Source organism: Pseudomonas sp. Eth.TT006 (assembly GCF_054456575.1).
On the sequence record NZ_JBTJEN010000001.1, the window covers coordinates 117,947 to 135,738 of the forward strand.

General features: G+C 57.5%; 18 protein-coding genes. 14 read left to right on the plus strand and 4 right to left on the minus strand.

The genetic code is table 11. The features are described from left to right. Nucleotides 1-2: 2 nt before the first annotated feature. Nucleotides 3-1,526, minus strand: a complete 1,524-nt coding sequence (gene dnaA, locus ACXR0M_RS00585; RefSeq protein ID WP_458828975.1) for a chromosomal replication initiator protein DnaA — start codon at nucleotides 1,524-1,526, stop codon at nucleotides 3-5. A 566-nt stretch (nucleotides 1,527-2,092) separates the two neighbouring features. Between dnaA and rpmH the strand changes: the two genes are divergently transcribed. The 5 genes from rpmH (at nucleotide 2,093) to mnmE (ending at nucleotide 6,020) form a co-directional block, all read left to right on the plus strand. Beyond that, a complete protein-coding gene (gene rpmH, locus ACXR0M_RS00590; protein ID WP_003213577.1) occupies nucleotides 2,093-2,227 on the plus strand; it encodes a 50S ribosomal protein L34 in 135 nt (44 codons plus the stop codon). 16 nt (nucleotides 2,228-2,243) lie between these two features. Then, on the plus strand, nucleotides 2,244-2,645 hold the full coding sequence (gene rnpA, locus ACXR0M_RS00595) for a ribonuclease P protein component (RefSeq protein WP_011336726.1): 402 nt from the start codon (nucleotides 2,244-2,246) through the stop codon (nucleotides 2,643-2,645). Beyond that, on the plus strand, nucleotides 2,638-2,883 hold the full coding sequence (yidD, locus tag ACXR0M_RS00600) for a membrane protein insertion efficiency factor YidD (RefSeq protein WP_010465488.1): 246 nt from the start codon (nucleotides 2,638-2,640) through the stop codon (nucleotides 2,881-2,883). Before rnpA ends, yidD begins: the two co-directional genes overlap by 8 nt. 2 nt (nucleotides 2,884-2,885) lie before the next feature. Beyond that, the gene (gene yidC, locus ACXR0M_RS00605; RefSeq protein ID WP_458828978.1) at nucleotides 2,886-4,568 is read left to right on the plus strand and encodes a membrane protein insertase YidC; all 1,683 of its coding nucleotides are present in this window, start codon (nucleotides 2,886-2,888) and stop codon (nucleotides 4,566-4,568) included. 81 nt (nucleotides 4,569-4,649) lie between these two features. Continuing rightward, nucleotides 4,650-6,020 carry a tRNA uridine-5-carboxymethylaminomethyl(34) synthesis GTPase MnmE gene (mnmE, locus tag ACXR0M_RS00610; protein ID WP_458828980.1) on the plus strand — a complete coding sequence of 457 codons (1,371 nt, stop codon included), beginning with the start codon at nucleotides 4,650-4,652 and terminating at the stop codon, nucleotides 6,018-6,020. A 43-nt stretch (nucleotides 6,021-6,063) separates the two neighbouring features. On the opposite strand, the gene ACXR0M_RS00615 is transcribed toward mnmE, so the two are convergent. From ACXR0M_RS00615 to ACXR0M_RS00625, 3 genes are all read right to left on the minus strand, one after another. Then, on the minus strand, nucleotides 6,064-8,499 hold the full coding sequence (locus tag ACXR0M_RS00615) for a TonB-dependent siderophore receptor (protein WP_458828981.1): 2,436 nt from the start codon (nucleotides 8,497-8,499) through the stop codon (nucleotides 6,064-6,066). Nucleotides 8,500-8,616: 117 nt separating this feature from the next. Continuing rightward, complete coding sequence (locus ACXR0M_RS00620; protein WP_458828983.1) at nucleotides 8,617-9,561, minus strand: FecR domain-containing protein; 945 nt, start codon at nucleotides 9,559-9,561, stop codon at nucleotides 8,617-8,619. Further along, entirely contained in the window at nucleotides 9,561-10,067 is a 507-nt protein-coding gene (locus ACXR0M_RS00625; protein ID WP_458828984.1) for a sigma-70 family RNA polymerase sigma factor, read from the minus strand. Before ACXR0M_RS00625 ends, ACXR0M_RS00620 begins: the two co-directional genes overlap by 1 nt. Nucleotides 10,068-10,637: 570 nt before the next feature. Here ACXR0M_RS00625 and mnmG point away from each other — a divergent pair. From mnmG to ACXR0M_RS00670, 9 genes are all read left to right on the plus strand, one after another. After that, nucleotides 10,638-12,536, plus strand: a complete 1,899-nt coding sequence (gene mnmG / locus ACXR0M_RS00630; protein WP_458828986.1) for a tRNA uridine-5-carboxymethylaminomethyl(34) synthesis enzyme MnmG — start codon at nucleotides 10,638-10,640, stop codon at nucleotides 12,534-12,536. Continuing rightward, nucleotides 12,533-13,177, plus strand: a complete 645-nt coding sequence (gene rsmG, locus ACXR0M_RS00635) for a 16S rRNA (guanine(527)-N(7))-methyltransferase RsmG (RefSeq protein WP_458828988.1) — start codon at nucleotides 12,533-12,535, stop codon at nucleotides 13,175-13,177. Before mnmG ends, rsmG begins: the two co-directional genes overlap by 4 nt. 18 nt (nucleotides 13,178-13,195) lie before the next feature. After that, nucleotides 13,196-13,993 (plus strand): ParA family protein, encoded by a 798-nt coding sequence (locus ACXR0M_RS00640; protein ID WP_458828990.1) that lies wholly within the window; start codon nucleotides 13,196-13,198, stop codon nucleotides 13,991-13,993. Nucleotides 13,994-14,002: 9 nt separating this feature from the next. After that, nucleotides 14,003-14,875, plus strand: coding sequence for a ParB/RepB/Spo0J family partition protein (locus ACXR0M_RS00645; RefSeq protein WP_458828992.1), 873 nt, complete (start codon nucleotides 14,003-14,005; stop codon nucleotides 14,873-14,875). Between the two features lie 148 nt (nucleotides 14,876-15,023). Then, the gene (locus ACXR0M_RS00650; RefSeq protein ID WP_003229783.1) at nucleotides 15,024-15,431 is read left to right on the plus strand and encodes a F0F1 ATP synthase subunit I; all 408 of its coding nucleotides are present in this window, start codon (nucleotides 15,024-15,026) and stop codon (nucleotides 15,429-15,431) included. Nucleotides 15,432-15,447: 16 nt separating this feature from the next. Next, nucleotides 15,448-16,317 carry a F0F1 ATP synthase subunit A gene (gene atpB / locus ACXR0M_RS00655; protein ID WP_064589928.1) on the plus strand — a complete coding sequence of 290 codons (870 nt, stop codon included), beginning with the start codon at nucleotides 15,448-15,450 and terminating at the stop codon, nucleotides 16,315-16,317. Between the two features lie 133 nt (nucleotides 16,318-16,450). Beyond that, nucleotides 16,451-16,708: a F0F1 ATP synthase subunit C gene (atpE, locus tag ACXR0M_RS00660; protein WP_003097235.1), complete on the plus strand. Its 258-nt coding sequence runs from the start codon at nucleotides 16,451-16,453 to the stop codon at nucleotides 16,706-16,708. 59 nt (nucleotides 16,709-16,767) lie between these two features. Next, nucleotides 16,768-17,238, plus strand: coding sequence for a F0F1 ATP synthase subunit B (locus ACXR0M_RS00665; RefSeq protein WP_011336718.1), 471 nt, complete (start codon nucleotides 16,768-16,770; stop codon nucleotides 17,236-17,238). Between the two features lie 12 nt (nucleotides 17,239-17,250). Then, the gene (locus ACXR0M_RS00670; RefSeq protein WP_458828995.1) at nucleotides 17,251-17,787 is read left to right on the plus strand and encodes a F0F1 ATP synthase subunit delta; all 537 of its coding nucleotides are present in this window, start codon (nucleotides 17,251-17,253) and stop codon (nucleotides 17,785-17,787) included. Nucleotides 17,788-17,792 lie beyond the last annotated feature (5 nt).

Below are 17,792 nucleotides of genomic sequence, written 5' to 3' on the forward strand. Positions count from 1 at the left end.
CATCAAGTGGTCAGTGTACGCAGCAGGTTCTTGTAGTCCTCGCGGATGTCCGCGTCGGATTCCTTAAGTTCGTTGATCTTGCGGCAGGCGTGCAACACCGTCGTGTGGTCGCGACCGCCAAACACATCGCCGATTTCCGGCAGACTGTGGTTGGTGAGTTCCTTGGACAAGGCCATGGCCACCTGACGCGGACGCGCCACCGAGCGCGAACGGCGCTTGGACAGCAGGTCGGAGATCTTGATCTTGTAGTACTCGGCGACAGTGCGCTGAATGTTATCCACAGAGACCAGTTTGTCCTGAAGTGCCAACAAGTCTTTCAGGGATTCGCGAATCAGCTCGATGGTGATGTCACGGCCCATGAAGTGCGAGTGGGCGATCACGCGTTTCAGCGCACCTTCCAGCTCACGGACGTTGGAGCGAATGCGCTGGGCAATGAAGAACGCCGCATCGTGTGGCAGCTCGACTTTGGCCTGGTCGGCTTTCTTCATCAGGATCGCCACGCGGGTTTCCAGCTCAGGCGGCTCGACGGCAACAGTCAGACCCCAGCCGAAACGGGATTTGAGGCGCTCTTCAAGGCCTTCGATTTCTTTCGGATAGCGGTCACTGGTGAGAATGACCTGCTGGCCACCTTCAAGCAGGGCGTTGAAGGTGTGGAAAAACTCTTCCTGCGAACGCTCCTTGCGGGCGAAGAACTGAATATCGTCGATCAACAAGGCGTCCACCGAACGGTAGAAACGCTTGAACTCGTTGATCGCGTTCAGCTGCAGCGCCTTGACCATGTCGGCCACAAAGCGCTCGGAATGCAGGTACACGACCTTGGCATTCGGATTCTTCTTTAATAGATGGTTACCCACTGCGTGCATCAAGTGGGTTTTACCCAAGCCGACACCGCCATAAAGGAACAGCGGGTTATAGCCGTGCTTGGGGTTATCTGCTACCTGCCAGGCTGCCGCACGGGCGAGCTGGTTGGACTTGCCTTCAACGAAGTTCTCGAAGGTAAAGGTGCGGTTGAGGTAGCTGGTGTGCTTCAGCGCACCTTCGACCTGTACGGTGCGCTGTTCGGCGCGCACCGGGGCCTGTTGCGAGGCCGCACCGGCCATCGGATCGAAGCTGTCACGGGACGGCTCTTCGCTGACTTCTTCGGTTTTCTGCGTCGAGCGCTTCGCCGGAGCAGGCGTCGGTGCCGGCACAGGAGCGCTGACCGGTGCCGCATTGGCCTGGGCAAGAGATGCTTGCGCAGCCGCCAATGGCGCATTCGGCGCGGCACGCGGTGCCGAACTGCGTTTGCTGCCTATTAATAAGGAAAGCGCAGGCGCCATGCCGTTGCCGTGCTCATCCAGCAGTTCAAGGACGCGACCCAGGTACTTTTCGTTGACCCAGTCCAGCACAAAACGGTTCGGTGCGTAGACGCGCAACTCGTCGCCTTCGGCTTCGACCTGTAGTGGACGGATCCAGGTGTTGAATTGTTGGGCAGGCAGCTCCTCGCGCAAAAGCTCCACGCACTGCTGCCAAAGTTCCACTGACACGGATATCCCCTAAGTTGAAAGCCGGTGAGGCAAAAACAAGCGGCCATTGTAGCGGCGAGCGGTCCACTTATCCACATGCAGGTTGTGTGGTGAACATGATTAATCAATGCGTTAACCGGCAAAAAGGCGACCAACGGTGTATGAATAAGCTCTGTGGATAACCGCCTCTGAGGGCACTGGACAACTGGGGGTAGAACCCGGTGGATAACCGACCTGTGGATAACTGGCGTTTCCACACACAGGTTATCCGACACTGCAGCACAGGCTGAACACGGTTTTCCACTGTAGTTGTCATTCTCTGTACATCACGATCCATAAGGCCCAGACCTGGTTATCCACAGAAGAGGGCCGTCCTAGCTTTTACAAGCTTTACAGAAAAGCTTTAAATAATTCCCTTCTTTATTTTTATGTTTGGCCAACACGTTCACGGTCCTGAAAGCTCCAGAGATCTATTTATAAGGAAACGCTGGTTGGAAATTGACCTGAAGGCTTGCTTTCTCTAGAATCCCCGGTCTCTTAAAACGGGGGCCATTCCGGCCCGTTGTGGACGAACCAGGTAACACGACATGAAACGTACTTTCCAACCAAGCACTATCAAACGCGCTCGTACCCACGGTTTCCGTGCTCGCATGGCTACCAAGAACGGCCGCGCAGTCCTGTCGCGTCGTCGCGCCAAAGGTCGTGCGCGTCTGGCAGTTTGATAATCCGGTACTGGAGGTGAGTCAGGACTTCAGTCGGGAAAAGCGTCTGCTTACCCCCCGGCATTTCAAGGCAGTCTTTGACTCCCCTACCGGCAAGGTTCCGGGGAAAAACCTCCTGCTCCTTGCGCGCAACAACGATCTTGATCACCCCCGTCTCGGGCTGGTTATCGGGAAAAAGAGCGTAAAGCTCTCCGTCGAGCGCAATCGCCTCAAACGTCTTATGCGCGAATCGTTTCGCCTGCACCAGGATTCACTGGTCGGCTGGGACATCGTTATCGTCGCGCGCAAAGGTTTGGGCGACGTAGAAAACCCCGAATTGATTCAGCATTTCGGCAAGCTCTGGAAACGTCTGGCCCGTAACAAGCCAGTCCCAGCAGTCAAAACCGAAACTGTAGGGGTAGACAGTCCAGATGCGTAAACTGGCACTCGTTCCGATCCAGTTTTATCGCTATGCCATTAGTCCTCTGATGGCCAGCCACTGTCGTTTCTACCCCAGTTGTTCCTGCTACGCGTATGAAGCCATTGAAAATCATGGCCTTCTGCGCGGTGGCTGGCTGACCTTTCGTCGTTTAGGTCGCTGTCATCCGTGGAATCCCGGTGGTTATGACCCGGTTCCACCTATCCCTACCTCCCGTTCTTCTTCGATGGCCGAGTAATCATGGATATCAAACGCACGATCCTGATCGTCGCCCTGGCAATCGTGTCCTATGTCATGGTCCTTAAATGGAACCAGGACTATGGCCAGGCTGCCCTGCCGACTCAGAATGTTGCTTCCAGTACGACTGCATCCGGTTTGCCGGACACCGTTCCTGGCAATAACGCTTCCGCCAGTGACGATATTCCGCGTGCCGCCAGCGATACCAGCGCACCTGCAGAAACGCCGGTCGCTGCCAGCAAGGATCTGATCCAGGTCAAAACCGACGTGCTCGATCTGGCGATCGATCCACAGGGCGGTGACGTTGCGCAACTGACCTTGCCCCTGTATCCACGTCGTCAGGACCGTCCGGATGTGCCGTTCCAGCTGTTCGACAACGGCGGCGAACGGACTTATCTGGCGCAAAGCGGCCTGATCGGCACCAACGGTCCGGACGCAAGCCCGGCCGGTCGTCCGGTTTATTCCTCGGAGAAGAAAAGTTATCAACTGGCTGACGGTCAGGACCAACTGGTGGTCGACCTGAAGTTCAGCAAGGACGGCGTCAATTACATCAAGCGTTTCACCCTGAAACGTGGCCTGTATGACGTGACTGTGACTTACCTTGTGGATAACCAGAGCGCTCAGCCCTGGACCGGTTCGATGTTCGCGCAGTTGAAGCGCGACGCCAGTGCCGACCCTTCGTCGACTACTGCCACCGGCACCGCGACTTACCTGGGCGCCGCCCTGTGGACAAGTTCCGAGCCGTACAAGAAAGTGTCCATGAAGGACATGGACAAAGGTCAGCTCAAGGAAACCGTCACCGGTGGCTGGGTAGCCTGGCTGCAACACTACTTCGTGACTGCATGGGTTGCGCCGAAGGGCGAAAACAACATCGTTCAGACGCGTAAAGACAGCAAAGGCAACTACATCATCGGTTACACCGGTCCTGCGCTGACCGCTGCACCGGGTGCCAAAGTTGAGACCAGCGCCATTCTGTACGCTGGCCCGAAAAGCCAGGCAGTGCTGAAAGAGTTGTCCCCAGGTCTGGAACTGACCGTCGACTACGGCATTCTGTGGTTCATTGCCCAACCGATCTTCTGGTTGCTACAACACATCCACGCGATCGTGGGTAACTGGGGCTGGTCGATCATCTTCCTGACCATGCTGATCAAAGGGATCTTCTTCCCACTGTCGGCTGCCAGCTACAAATCCATGGCGCGCATGCGTGCCGTTGCTCCGAAACTGGCTGCACTGAAAGAGCAACATGGCGATGACCGGCAGAAAATGTCGCAGGCCATGATGGAGCTGTACAAGAAAGAGAAGATCAATCCGCTGGGCGGCTGCTTGCCGATCCTCGTGCAGATGCCGGTTTTCCTTTCGCTGTACTGGGTTCTGCTGGAAAGCGTGGAAATGCGCCAGGCGCCGTTCATGCTGTGGATCACCGACCTGTCGATCAAGGATCCGTTCTTCATCCTGCCGATCATCATGGGCGCGACCATGTTCATCCAGCAGCGACTGAACCCGACGCCGCCGGATCCGATGCAGGCGAAGGTAATGAAAATGATGCCGATCATCTTCACCTTCTTCTTCCTGTGGTTCCCTGCAGGTCTGGTGCTGTACTGGGTAGTGAACAACTGCCTGTCGATTGCCCAACAGTGGTACATCACGCGTAAGATCGAAGCGGCGACGAAAAAAGCCGAGGCGTAACTTGCTCTGTGGATAACACCACTCAAAACGCCCCCTAGTGGGGCGTTTTGCTATCTGCCACTTTTGTCTGGATTCCGGTTTATGAGCGCACCTCGTGAAACCATCGCTGCCGTCGCCACCGCTCAAGGTCGCGGCGGCGTCGGTATCGTCCGCATTTCCGGGCCGCTGGCCAGTGTGGCGGCTCAAGCCATCGCCGGCCGCGAACTGAAACCGCGTTACGCGCATTACGGTCCGTTCTTTAGTGCTGATCAGCAAGTTCTGGACGAAGGTCTGGCCCTGTACTTCCCGGGTCCGAACTCATTCACCGGCGAAGATGTGCTGGAACTGCAAGGCCATGGCGGCCCGATCGTTCTGGACATGCTGCTCAAGCGCTGCCTGGAACTGGGCTGCCGTCTGGCGCGTCCGGGAGAATTCAGCGAACGCGCGTTCCTCAACGACAAACTCGACCTGGCTCAGGCCGAGGCAATCGCCGATCTGATCGAGGCCAGTTCTGCACAGGCTGCGCGCAATGCCCTGCGTTCATTGCAAGGCGCGTTCTCCCAGCGTGTGCATAACCTCACCGAGCAACTGATCGGTCTGCGTATCTACGTTGAAGCCGCCATCGACTTCCCGGAAGAAGAGATCGACTTTCTTGCCGATGGCCATGTGTTGAGCATGCTCGACAAAGTGCGCGACGAGTTATCCACAGTGCTGCGTGAAGCCGGGCAAGGTGCATTGTTGCGTGACGGCATGACCGTGGTGATCGCCGGTCGTCCGAATGCCGGCAAGTCCAGCCTGCTGAATGCCCTGGCCGGGCGCGAAGCCGCGATCGTTACCGAGATTGCCGGCACTACGCGGGACATTCTGCGCGAACATATCCACATCGATGGCATGCCACTGCACGTTGTCGATACGGCAGGCCTGCGTGATACCGATGATCATGTGGAAAAGATCGGTGTCGAACGGGCGCTGAAGGCCATCGGTGAGGCGGATCGGGTGTTGCTGGTGGTGGATGCGACCGCACCGGAAGCACTGGACCCATTTGCGCTGTGGCCGGAATTTCTGGAAACCCGACCGGATCCGGCGAAAGTCACCCTGATCCGCAACAAGGCCGATCTGACCGGAGAAGCAGTAGCTCTGGAAACCAGTGAAGACGGCCATGTAACCATCAGTCTTAGCGCCAGGTCGGCCGGAGAAGGGCTGGATTTGCTGCGCGACCATCTCAAAGCCTGCATGGGTTATGAACAGACCTCGGAAAGCAGTTTCAGTGCACGTCGCCGCCACCTTGAGGCTTTGCGCCACGCCGGTGCGGCGCTGGAACACGGCCGTGCACAGCTGACCCTGGCAGGCGCTGGCGAATTGCTCGCTGAAGATTTGCGTCAGGCCCAGCATTCTCTCGGCGAGATCACCGGAGCCTTCAGTTCCGATGATCTGCTGGGAAGGATCTTTTCCAGCTTCTGTATCGGCAAATGAAAAAAAGGGGCTGTGGACAATTTATCCACAGCCCCTTTGTCGTTTACCAGTTGTAAGAGACCGTGCCCAGCAAGGTGCGGTCCTCACCCCAATAGCAACGGCCAGCATCGTTGCATCCCGACACATATTCCTTGTCGAACAGGTTCTTCGCGTTCAGGTCGACGCTCCAATGGGTGTCGATCTGGTAGCCGACCGCCGCATCCACCAACGTGACATCGCCGGCATCCAGCTTTCCGTACAGCGAAGGCGAGGTGTAGGCGAACGCACTGTCGAAGTAACGCACGCCACCGCCGACGTACAAACCTTTCAAATCGCCATCGAGGAAGCGGTATTTCGCCCAGACCGACGCCTGATTACGTGGCACGCCGGTCATTTGATGGCCTTTCACCAATGAGGTCGCGGCATCTTTGGTGATGCGTGCGTCGGTGTAGGTGTAAGCCGCTGTGACATTGAGGTTCTGGGTCAGATTGCTGTTGAGTTCCAGTTCCACACCTTTGGAGCGGCTTTCGCCCACTTGGCGGTAACTCGAGGTGGTGGCGTCGAAATAGGTGTCATCCTTTTTGCGCAGGTCGTACACCGACGCGGTGAATGCGGTATCCCAGCCGATCGGTTCGTATTTCAGACCCACTTCGTACTGGCTGCTGGTGATCGGATCAAGCGGCGTGCCGGCATTGGAAATCTGCTGCACAGGCACAAACGAAGTGGAATAGCTGACATACGGCGTCATGCCGTTGTCGAACTGGTACATCACGCCGCCCTGGTAAGTGAACTTCTTGTCCTCGGAGCTGATGTCGCTGCCCTTGGCCACCTTGTCGCGGAAATCACTGTCGACCCAGTCCTGACGACCACCGAGGAGAAACAGCCAGTGGTCATACTTGCTCTGGATCTGTGCATAAACGCCTTTCATCTGTTGCTCAAGCAAGGTGTTTTGCACGGCAATCGGCGTGCTCGGGTCGCGCAGGTAAACCGGGTTATACACATCGATCGGCCCGACGACGCCGGCATCCCAGTCCTGACTGAATGAAGTACGGTCATAACTGGCGCCGAACAGCACGGTGTTTTCCAGCCCACCGACCTGGAATTTGCCTTCCAGTTGGTTATCCAGCGAGTACACCATCGACTTGTTGAAGCGATCGTAGGCGGTCATATTCAGGCGCGTGCCGAAGCCGGCATTATTGAGGTTACCGGGCCAGGTTTCATGGCGGGTGATGCGCGACTGCATGTAGCGTGAGTTCTGCCGGAACTGCCAGTCGTCATTAAACGAGTGGCTGAACTCGTAACCGCTGCTCCAGGTCTCCCGTTCGAAGGTGTTCCAGTCCGGGTCGCCGAGCATGGTGCCTTTGGATAACTTGCCGTTGGGATTGCTGAGCAAGGTCCCGGCAGCCGGCAGGCCGAGTTCCATGTTGGTGTGATCCTTCTGGTAGTTGGCCAGCAGGGTCAGGGTGTTGAAATCGTCGAAATTCAGCGTGAGCGATGGCGCGATGTAGAGCCGGTCATCCGGGACGTGATCGGTCTGGGTATCGGATTTGCGACCGAGCATCACTAAGCGCCCGAGAACATTGTCGCTGTCATTGAGTGGCCCGGAGACATCCACGCCAAGCTGCCGGCGATTGTTCGAGCCGTAGCCCAATTGCACTTCGCCTTGGGGGGCAGCGGTCGGGCGCTTGCTCACCAGGTTGACCAGGCCACCCGGGGCGTTTTCGCCATAGAGCAGCGACGACGGGCCACGGAAAACCTCAACGCGCTCAAGCCCGTAAGGCTCGGTGCTGGTGTCATAGCGGTTGCCCTGTACACGCAGTCCATCGCGCAATAGCCCGTAGCCGTAATCGGTGGCGTTGAAACCGCGAATGTAGAACAGGTCTCCCGCCAGGCTGTCACCGGCAGCAAACGGCGGGGCGAAGATCCCAGGCACGTAGCCGAGCACCTCGGTGAGTGTCTGAGATTTCTGATCCTTCATGCGCTGGCCGGTTACGACTGACACCGAACGCGGCGTTTCCGACAGCGGCGTGCTGGTTTTCGTACCAATCCGGCTGTTCTGCGCCTTGTAACCGACGTCGGCGGCGTAATCCAGGTTCATCGGGTTGGCCAACTGACCGTTGACGTTGGTCGGTGCCAGCTCCAGCGAGCCGTCGTTGGGCAGTGCCTGCAGAATGTAGCTGCCCGGCGCTTGCAGTACGGCTTGTAAGCCCGAGCCCTGCAGCAGCTCGGCAAATCCCTGGTCGACACTGACACTGTCGTTCAGGCCGGCGCTGCGCAAGTGGCTGGTCTGTTGCGGGGAGAACGACAGGATCACATTGGCGGCGGAGGCGAACTGGCTCAGCGCACTGTCCAGCGGACCGGCGGCAATGGTGTAGCGCTGGGCCGGCGATGCCGCGAAGGTGCTTTGGCTAATGACCAGGCAGGAAGCGGCGCTGGTCATCAGTAAGCTGTAGGCAATGCAGTGCTGGGAAAAACGCTGACGGAATGTGGGAAGGCGCATGGATGGATAAGCCCTGAAGGTGGCAAAGAGCCGCGTTTATCGCGATTACCTGTAGGGCCGGGTCAGGGCCAAAAAAGATAACCCCGGCCGCAATTATTTTTCTCAGGTGTTCCGGGATCAGGCGTTATGGCTGATCGACACCCAGTAACGGGTGAAGTAACGGACGTTGACCGGCAATGACGCCTGAAGATTGGCCAGCACAGCATCGGTCGTATCCAGACGGAACGTGCCAGACACTCGCAGATCCCGAGCCTTGGAATCGCAATGCAAGACGCCGTGACGATAGCGCCCCAACTCTTCGATTACATCGCCCAACCGCGCATCGAGGACGATCAATTGGCCGTTGGTCCACGCCACTGCCGAGGTTTTGAAGGGATGAATCAAGCCGACATGCCGACTGTCGAAGTCAGCGCCTTCGCCCGCTTTCAATATCATCGCTGTGGATAAATCAGCGGGTTGTACACTGACCCGATCCTCCAACACACCTACACGGGTAGAACCCGCCAGCTGGTGAACGGAAAAACGCGTGCCCAAGGCTCGAATCCGCCCATCGCGGGTTTCGACCAATAAAGGACGCTGGTCGCCAAGCTTGCCGGTTTGAATCAGCATCTCACCCGAGCGCAGGCGAATCAGCCGCTGCCCTGCGTCAAAAGACACGTCGATGGCCGAATCGGTATTGAGCTGAATCTGGCTGCCATCGGCCAACGCGATGTTGCGCCGCTGGCCGACGCCGGTTTTATAGTCGGCCCAGACATTGCCCAGGGATGTGTTTTGCTGAACATTCCAGCCAACGAAACCCGTCCCCGCCGCAAGCAGCAATAGCTTCAATACCTGACGCCGGTGCTGGCCGTGGTTCAGCGCTCGACGTTTCAGATCCTGCGGCACGGTGCCGAGATGGCGCTGCAGTTGTTCCATCTGGTTCCAGGCCGCCAGATGCGCTGGATCACTATCTATCCACAGCTGCCAAGCCTTGCGCTCGGCAAGCGTTGGCGAATGGGCCTGGAACTGCACATACCAACTGGCGGCAGCTTCGAACACCTGGCGGTTCGGGGTGATTGGCATCAGCGCTGCGCCATGATCAGGGCACATTCGGTCAGCGCACGGATCATGTGCTTCTTCACCGTGGTCAGCGAAACCCTCAATTGCGTGGCGATCTGTTGATAAGTCAGGCCATCGATCTGCGACAGCATGAAGATCTGTCGGCTTCTGTCACCGAGCCCGCTCAGGGCCTTATCCACGGCGACCAGGGTTTCGATAATCAGCGCCTTGTCCTCTTCGCTGATGGTCGTGGCTTCCGGCCGGGCTGCCAGGGTCTGCAAATAAGCGGCTTCGACAGCTTGTCTGCGATAACGATCGATGACCAGCCCGCGGGCAATGGTCGCCAGATAATCCCTGGGTTCGCGAATCTGTGCGGCATTGCGCGCGGTGAGGATCCGCACAAACGTGTCATGCGCCACATCGGCCGCATCGCAGGCGTCATGCAATTTGCCCTTGAGCCATCCATATAGCCACGAATGGTGTTGCGCGTAGATTCGCTCGATCGCAGCAGTGTGGGTGGCTAGGGACATGGAGAGAACTGGCGAGTTAATGATAATGGCTATTATTAGCCTCTGTTACGTTCACTCACAATAGCCCTTAGGCTTTTCTCTGACTGTCTCTGTCGGCGCCACTGATCTTCAGCGGCGCTTTTTTTTGCATATGTTGAAGCCGCCGACCCGGTTTTCTGTGGATTAAGCCCTGTGAATAACTGCCACTGAGGTCAGTTGATAACAGGGCTTGAAAACTGGATACAACCCCACCTGTGGATAACCATCACTTTCATCCACAGGCTTACACCGGTTATCCAAGGGCCTTATTGGCACATGGGCACAGGGTTTTAAAACGCTGTACACGCTGAATTATAAGGGATACAGAGATTTATCCACAGACAGGAGGGTCAGTAAGAATAAGCATTAAAACAAAGGTTTTATAAATTTCTCTCTTTTTTATTCTTTTAACCTCGAGTTCTCCACAGCTGGTTAAATTTTGTGCAAAGGGTTCTTTAGGAAGGGCGAAGTCCCTATACTTGCCGACCAGGTCCAGAAACCTGATCTCAAACTATTCCTGAATGACCTACTTAAGCAGGCACGAGGTGCGTGGTGGATTTCCCTTCCCGTTTTGAAGTGATCGTCATCGGCGGCGGTCATGCCGGTACCGAGGCAGCACTGGCCTCAGCACGTATGGGGGCGAAAACCCTGCTGCTGACGCATAACGTGGAAACCCTCGGTGCCATGAGCTGTAACCCGGCCATTGGCGGCATTGGTAAAAGCCATCTGGTCAAGGAAATCGACGCCCTCGGCGGCGCGATGGCCGTGGCCACCGATCTGGGCGGCATCCAGTTTCGCGTGTTGAACAGCCGCAAAGGCCCGGCCGTGCGTGCAACCCGTGCGCAGGCCGACCGGATTCTGTACAAGGCCGCTGTCCGCGAAATTCTGGAAAACCAGCCGAACCTGTGGATATTCCAGCAAGCGGCTGACGACCTGATCGTCGAGCAAGAACAAGTCCGCGGTGTTGTCACGCAAATGGGTCTGCGGTTCTTCGCCGATTCCGTGGTGTTGACCACTGGCACCTTCCTCGGCGGACTTATCCACATCGGTTTGCAGAATTTCTCCGGCGGTCGCGCCGGTGATCCGCCGTCGATTGCTCTGGCTCACCGTTTGCGTGAACTTCCATTGCGTGTCGGTCGCTTGAAAACCGGTACGCCGCCACGCATCGATGGCAAGTCTGTGGATTTCTCGGTGATGACCGAGCAACCGGGTGATACGCCAATCCCGGTCATGTCGTTCATGGGCAACAAGGAACAGCATCCACGTCAGGTCAGTTGCTGGATTACCCACACCAACGCCCGCACCCACGAAATCATCGCGGCGAACCTCGACCGTTCGCCGATGTATTCCGCTGCCGGCGAAATCGAGGGCATCGGCCCGCGCTACTGCCCGTCGATCGAAGACAAGATTCACCGCTTTGCCGACAAGGAAAGCCATCAGGTCTTTATCGAACCAGAAGGTCTGACCACCCATGAGCTGTACCCGAACGGGATATCCACAAGCCTGCCGTTCGACGTGCAATTGCAGATCGTGCAATCGATCCGCGGTATGGAAAACGCGCACATCGTGCGTCCGGGCTACGCGATCGAGTACGACTACTTCGACCCGCGCGACCTGAAGTACAGCCTCGAAACCAAAGTCATCGGCGGTCTGTTCTTCGCCGGCCAGATCAACGGCACCACCGGTTACGAAGAGGCTGGTGCCCAGGGTCTGCTCGCGGGTGCCAACGCAGCACTGCGCGCCAAGGGCAAAGAAGCCTGGTGCCCGCGTCGCGACGAGGCGTACATCGGGGTGCTGGTCGACGACCTGATCACCCTCGGCACTCAAGAGCCGTACCGCATGTTCACGTCCCGTGCCGAATACCGCCTGATCCTGCGTGAAGACAACGCCGACCTGCGTCTGACCGAAAAAGGTCGCGAACTCGGCCTGGTCGATGACGCGCGCTGGGCGACCTTCTGCAAGAAACGCGAAAGCATCGAGCTCGAAGAACAGCGCCTGAAAAGCACCTGGGTTCGCCCGGGCACCGAGCAGGGCGATGCGATTGCCGAAAAATTCGGCACGCCGCTGACCCACGAATACAACTTGCTCAATCTCTTGAGCCGTCCGGAAATCGACTACGCTGGTCTGGTCGAAGTGACCGGCAACGGCGCCGAAGATCCACAGGTCGCCGAGCAGGTTGAAATCAAGACCAAATACGCCGGTTACATCGACCGCCAACAGGACGAAATCGCCCGTCTGCGCGCGAGTGAAGACACGAAACTGCCTGTGGATATCGATTACACCAACATTTCCGGTCTCTCCAAGGAGATCCAGAGCAAGCTCGGTGCGACGCGTCCGGAGACGCTCGGCCAGGCTTCACGGATCCCGGGGGTGACCCCGGCAGCCATTTCGCTGTTGATGATTCATTTGAAAAAACGCGGCGCGGGCCGTCAGTTGGAGCAAAGCGCTTGAGTTCTAAGGTCACTTCGCAACACGCCGAAGAGTTATCCACAGGAGCCCGCGCGCTCGGTGTCAATCTCACTGAAACCCAGCACGAATTGCTGCTGGGTTACTTGGCCCTGTTGATCAAATGGAACCAGGCCTACAACCTGACGGCTGTGCGCGATCCGGACGAAATGGTCTCGCGGCATTTGCTTGATAGTCTGAGCGTGATGTCGTTCATCGAAAACGGCCGCTGGCTCGATGTCGGCAGCGGTGGCGGCATGCCGGGGATCCCGCTGGCGATCCTGTATCCGCAGTCGCAAGTGACGTGTCTGGACAGCAATGGCAAGAAAACCCGCTTCCTGACCCAGGTCAAACTCGAACTCAAACTGGATAACCTGCAAGTTATCCACAGTCGCGTCGAAGCCTTCCAGCCCGCGCAGCCATTCAACGGGATCATTTCCCGGGCGTTCAGCAGCATGGAGAACTTCACCAACTGGACTCGCCACCTCGGCGACGCCGATACGCGCTGGCTGGCAATGAAGGGCGTTCATCCGGCCGATGAGCTGGTAGCATTGCCGGCAGACTTCAAACTCGATAGCGAACACGCCCTGGCCGTACCCGGTTGCCAAGGCCAACGCCATCTGCTGATACTGCGCCGCACGGCATGATTGGGAACACAAGCAAGAATGGCTAAGGTATTCGCGATAGCGAACCAGAAGGGTGGTGTGGGCAAGACCACCACCTGCATCAACCTCGCAGCATCCCTGGTCGCGACCAAGCGCCGGGTGCTGTTGATCGATCTCGATCCACAGGGCAACGCCACCATGGGTAGCGGTGTGGATAAACATGGCCTGGAAAACTCGGTCTATGACCTGCTGATCGGCGAATGCGATCTGACCCAGGCCATGCACTTTTCCGAGCATGGCGGTTATCAACTGCTGCCGGCCAACCGCGATCTGACCGCGGCCGAAGTGGTGCTGCTGGAAATGCAGATGAAGGAAAGCCGTCTGCGCAGCGCGCTGGCGCCGATCCGCGAAAACTACGATTACATTCTGATCGACTGCCCGCCGTCGCTGTCGATGCTCACGCTCAACGCGCTGGTCGCCGCCGACGGGGTGATTATCCCCATGCAGTGCGAATACTTTGCGCTCGAAGGCTTGAGCGACCTTGTGGATAACATCAAGCGCATCGCCGAACTGCTGAACCCGAACCTCAAGGTCGAGGGTTTGCTGCGGACCATGTACGACCCGCGCCTGAGCCTGATGAATGATGTGTCGGCGCAGCTTAAGGAACACTTCGGCGAGCAGCTCTACGACACGGTGATCCCGCGCAACATCCGTCTGGCCGAAGCGCCGAGCTACGGCATGCCGGCACTGGCCTACGACAAGCAATCGCGCGGCGCGCTGGCCTACCTGGCCCTGGCGGGCGAGATGGTTCGCCGTCAGCGCAAAAATTCACGCATCGCCGCTGCCCAGCCAACTTAAGGAATCCCCATGGCCGTCAAGAAACGAGGTCTCGGACGTGGACTGGATGCACTGCTGAGTGGTCCGACTGTCAGCGCCCTGGAAGAGCAGGCTGCGCAGGCGGATAGCCGTGAACTGCAACATCTGCCGCTGGATCTGCTGCAGCGTGGCAAATACCAGCCACGCCGCGACATGGACCCGCAGGCACTGGAAGAACTCGCGCAGTCGATCAAGGCGCAAGGCGTGATGCAGCCGATCGTGGTGCGCCCGATTGGCGCTGGCCGCTTCGAAATCATTGCCGGTGAACGCCGTTGGCGCGCCAGCCAGCAGGCCGGGCAGGAAACGATCCCGGCGATGGTTCGCGATGTGCCGGATGAAACCGCAATCGCCATCGCGCTGATCGAAAACATCCAGCGCGAAGACCTGAACCCGATCGAGGAAGCGGTGGCCCTGCAGCGTCTGCAACAGGAATTCCAGCTGACTCAGCAGCAAGTGGCTGAGGCTGTGGGTAAGTCGCGGGTGACTGTGGCTAACCTGTTGCGACTTATTGCGCTGCCTGAAGTGATCAAGACCATGCTGTCCCACGGCGACCTGGAAATGGGTCACGCCCGTGCTTTGCTCGGTTTGCCGGACAATCAGCAGGTGGAAGGGGCGCGACATGTTGTCGCACGCGGCCTCACCGTGCGCCAAACTGAGGCACTGGTTCGCCAGTGGTTGAGCGGCAAACCGGAGCCCGTGGAAGCGGCCAAACCCGACCCGGATATCGCTCGTCTCGAACAGCGTCTGGCCGAGCGCCTAGGCTCTGCGGTGCAGATTCGCCACGGCAAGAAGGGTAAGGGTCAGTTGGTCATCGGTTATAACTCGCTCGATGAGCTTCAAGGTGTGCTTGCACACATCCGCTGAAACATTTCCTCATGTAGCGCGCAGTCGGAAATCACTACCTGACAGTTGAATAGGGGCTGAACCGCCCCTATACTCTGCGCGCATTTTGTCGGCACAAATTATGCCAAGTTATTGAATTCTGGCAGCCGGCCATTGGAGAGCAAACGTGATGGAAACCCGCAAGCCAAACCGCCTGCCGTTCCATCGCCTGGCGGTTTTTCCGGTGCTGATGGCTCAATTTGTCATTTTGCTCATTGCCGCTTTGGCGCTCTGGCAATGGCATGGAGTCGTTGCCGGATACTCGGGACTTTGCGGAGGCCTGATAGCCTTGCTGCCCAATGTTTATTTCGCTCACAAGGCATTTCGGTTTTCCGGCGCCCGAGCAGCCCAGTCCATCGTCCGGTCTTTTTATGCCGGCGAGGCAGGCAAACTGATTTTGACGGCAGTGCTGTTTGCACTGGTGTTTGCAGGTGTGAAGCCATTGGCGCCGATCGCAGTATTCGGCGCTTTCGTGCTGACTCAGTCGGTCAGCTGGTTCGCTCCCCTGCTGATGAGAACAAGACTTTCGAGACCTTAGGGCGTTTGAGGCAACCATGGCAGAAACAACCGCTTCGGGCTATATCCAGCACCACTTGCAGAACCTGACCTTCGGTCAGCTACCTAACGGCGGCTGGGGCTTTGCCCATTCCGCAGCAGAGGCCAAGGAAATGGGCTTCTGGGCTTTCCACGTCGATACCCTCGGCTGGTCGGTCGCATTGGGTCTGATCTTCGTTTTCCTTTTCCGCATGGCGGCGAAGAAAGCGACTTCCGGTCAACCAGGTGCCCTGCAGAACTTCGTTGAAGTACTGGTCGAATTCGTCGATGGCAGCGTGAAAGACAGCTTCCATGGCCGTAGCCCGGTGATTGCACCGCTGGCACTGACCATCTTCGTCTGGGTGTTCCTGATGAACGCCGTCGACCTGGTACCGGTCGACTGGATTCCTCAGCTGGCCATCCTGATCACCGGCGACCACCACATCCCGTTCCGCGCCGTGTCGACCACCGACCCGAACGCGACCCTGGGCATGGCGTTCTCGGTTTTCGCACTGATCATTTTCTATAGCATCAAGGTCAAGGGCATCGGCGGCTTCATCGGCGAACTGACCCTGCACCCGTTCGGCAGCAAGAACATCTTTGTTCAGGCCCTGCTGATCCCGGTGAACTTCCTGCTGGAATTCGTGACCCTGATCGCCAAGCCGATCTCTCTGGCTCTGCGTCTGTTCGGCAACATGTATGCCGGCGAGCTGGTGTTCATTCTGATCGCTGTGATGTTCGGCAGCGGCTTGCTCTGGCTGAGTGGCCTGGGCGTTGTTCTGCAGTGGGCGTGGGCGGTGTTCCACATCCTGATCATCACCCTGCAGGCGTTCATCTTCATGATGCTGACCATCGTCTATCTGTCGATGGCGCACGAAGAAAACCATTAAGACCAGTCTCGACTAGTCTGATGTCCTTCCCGGTAAAACGGGAAGGGGCTCTTCACAGGGCACCTGAAACGATTTGTTTTACCGCTTTAATCTAAAAAACCTAAACCATACGACGTAAAAGTCGGGAGGAAAGATGGAAACTGTAGTTGGTCTAACCGCTATCGCTGTTGCACTGTTGATCGGCCTGGGCGCACTGGGTACCGCAATTGGTTTCGGCCTGCTGGGCGGCAAGTTCCTGGAAGGCGCAGCGCGTCAGCCAGAAATGGTTCCAATGCTGCAAGTCAAAATGTTCATCGTTGCCGGTCTGCTCGACGCCGTAACCATGATCGGTGTTGGTATCGCTCTGTTCTTCACCTTTGCGAACCCGTTCGTTGGTCAGATCGCTGGCTAATTACCCGGATTCTTCCGAGTAATTTGGTGTGATGGACAACGTAACTGCGAGGTGTTGGCGTGAACATTAATGCGACCCTGATTGGCCAGTCCGTTGCGTTCCTGATTTTTGTACTGTTCTGCATGAAGTTCGTATGGCCTCCGGTCATCGCGGCACTGCACGAACGTCAAAAGAAGATCGCTGATGGTCTGGACGCTGCCAGCCGTGCAGCTCGCGACCTGGAGTTGGCCCAAGAGAAAGCGGGTCAGCAACTGCGCGAAGCGAAAGCTCAGGCAGCTGAAATCATCGAGCAAGCCAAGAAACGCGGTAACCAGATCGTTGAAGAGGCTGTTGAAAAAGCCCGTATCGACGCTGACCGTGTGAAGGTTCAGGCTCAAGCCGAGATCGAACAGGAACTGAACAGTGTCAAAGACAAGCTGCGTGCCCAAGTGGGCTTGCTGGCTGTCGGCGGCGCCGAGAAGATCCTGGGTGCCACAATCGATCAAAACGCGCACGCAGAGCTGGTTAACCAACTGGCTGCTGAAATCTAAGCGAGGGCGATCATGGCAGAACTGACCACGTTGGCCCGACCTTACGCTAAGGCGGCCTTCGAGCACGCTCAGGCCCACCAGCAACTGGCCAATTGGTCAGCCATGCTCGGCCTGGCAGCAGCGGTGTCGCAAGACGACACCATGCAGCGCGTGCTCAAGGCCCCGCGACTGACGAGCGCAGAAAAGGCCGCCACGTTCATTGACGTGTGCGGCGACAAGTTCGATGCCAAGGCACAGAATTTCATCAATGTCGTTGCCGAAAACGACCGTCTCCCGCTTCTGCCGGAGATCGCCGCTCTTTTCGACCTGTACAAGGCCGAACAAGAGAAGTCGGTAGACGTTGAAGTGACCAGTGCTTTTGCATTGAACCAAGATCAGCAAGACAAACTCGCCAAGGTTCTCAGTGCACGACTCAACCGGGAAGTGCGCCTGCAAGTCGAGGAAGACAGCTCCCTTATCGGGGGTGTTGTCATCCGCGCCGGCGACCTGGTTATCGATGGCTCGATTCGCGGCAAAATCGCGAAACTTGCCGAAGCATTGAAATCTTGAGTTTG

Excerpts from the sequence above, each read along its gene's own strand:
- rpmH (WP_003213577.1), top strand. The coding sequence starts at position 2,093 with ATGAAACGTACTTTCCAACCAAGCACTATCAAACGCGCTCGTACCCAC.
- yidD (WP_010465488.1), top strand. The coding sequence starts at position 2,638 with ATGCGTAAACTGGCACTCGTTCCGATCCAGTTTTATCGCTATGCCATT.
- yidC (WP_458828978.1), top strand. The coding sequence starts at position 2,886 with ATGGATATCAAACGCACGATCCTGATCGTCGCCCTGGCAATCGTGTCC.
- mnmE (WP_458828980.1), top strand. The coding sequence starts at position 4,650 with ATGAGCGCACCTCGTGAAACCATCGCTGCCGTCGCCACCGCTCAAGGT.
- ACXR0M_RS00615 (WP_458828981.1), bottom strand. The coding sequence starts at position 8,499 with ATGCGCCTTCCCACATTCCGTCAGCGTTTTTCCCAGCACTGCATTGCC.
- ACXR0M_RS00620 (WP_458828983.1), bottom strand. The coding sequence starts at position 9,561 with ATGCCAATCACCCCGAACCGCCAGGTGTTCGAAGCTGCCGCCAGTTGG.
- ACXR0M_RS00625 (WP_458828984.1), bottom strand. The coding sequence starts at position 10,067 with ATGTCCCTAGCCACCCACACTGCTGCGATCGAGCGAATCTACGCGCAA.
- ACXR0M_RS00640 (WP_458828990.1), top strand. The coding sequence starts at position 13,196 with ATGGCTAAGGTATTCGCGATAGCGAACCAGAAGGGTGGTGTGGGCAAG.
- ACXR0M_RS00645 (WP_458828992.1), top strand. The coding sequence starts at position 14,003 with ATGGCCGTCAAGAAACGAGGTCTCGGACGTGGACTGGATGCACTGCTG.
- ACXR0M_RS00650 (WP_003229783.1), top strand. The coding sequence starts at position 15,024 with ATGGAAACCCGCAAGCCAAACCGCCTGCCGTTCCATCGCCTGGCGGTT.
- atpB (WP_064589928.1), top strand. The coding sequence starts at position 15,448 with ATGGCAGAAACAACCGCTTCGGGCTATATCCAGCACCACTTGCAGAAC.
- atpE (WP_003097235.1), top strand. The coding sequence starts at position 16,451 with ATGGAAACTGTAGTTGGTCTAACCGCTATCGCTGTTGCACTGTTGATC.
- ACXR0M_RS00670 (WP_458828995.1), top strand. The coding sequence starts at position 17,251 with ATGGCAGAACTGACCACGTTGGCCCGACCTTACGCTAAGGCGGCCTTC.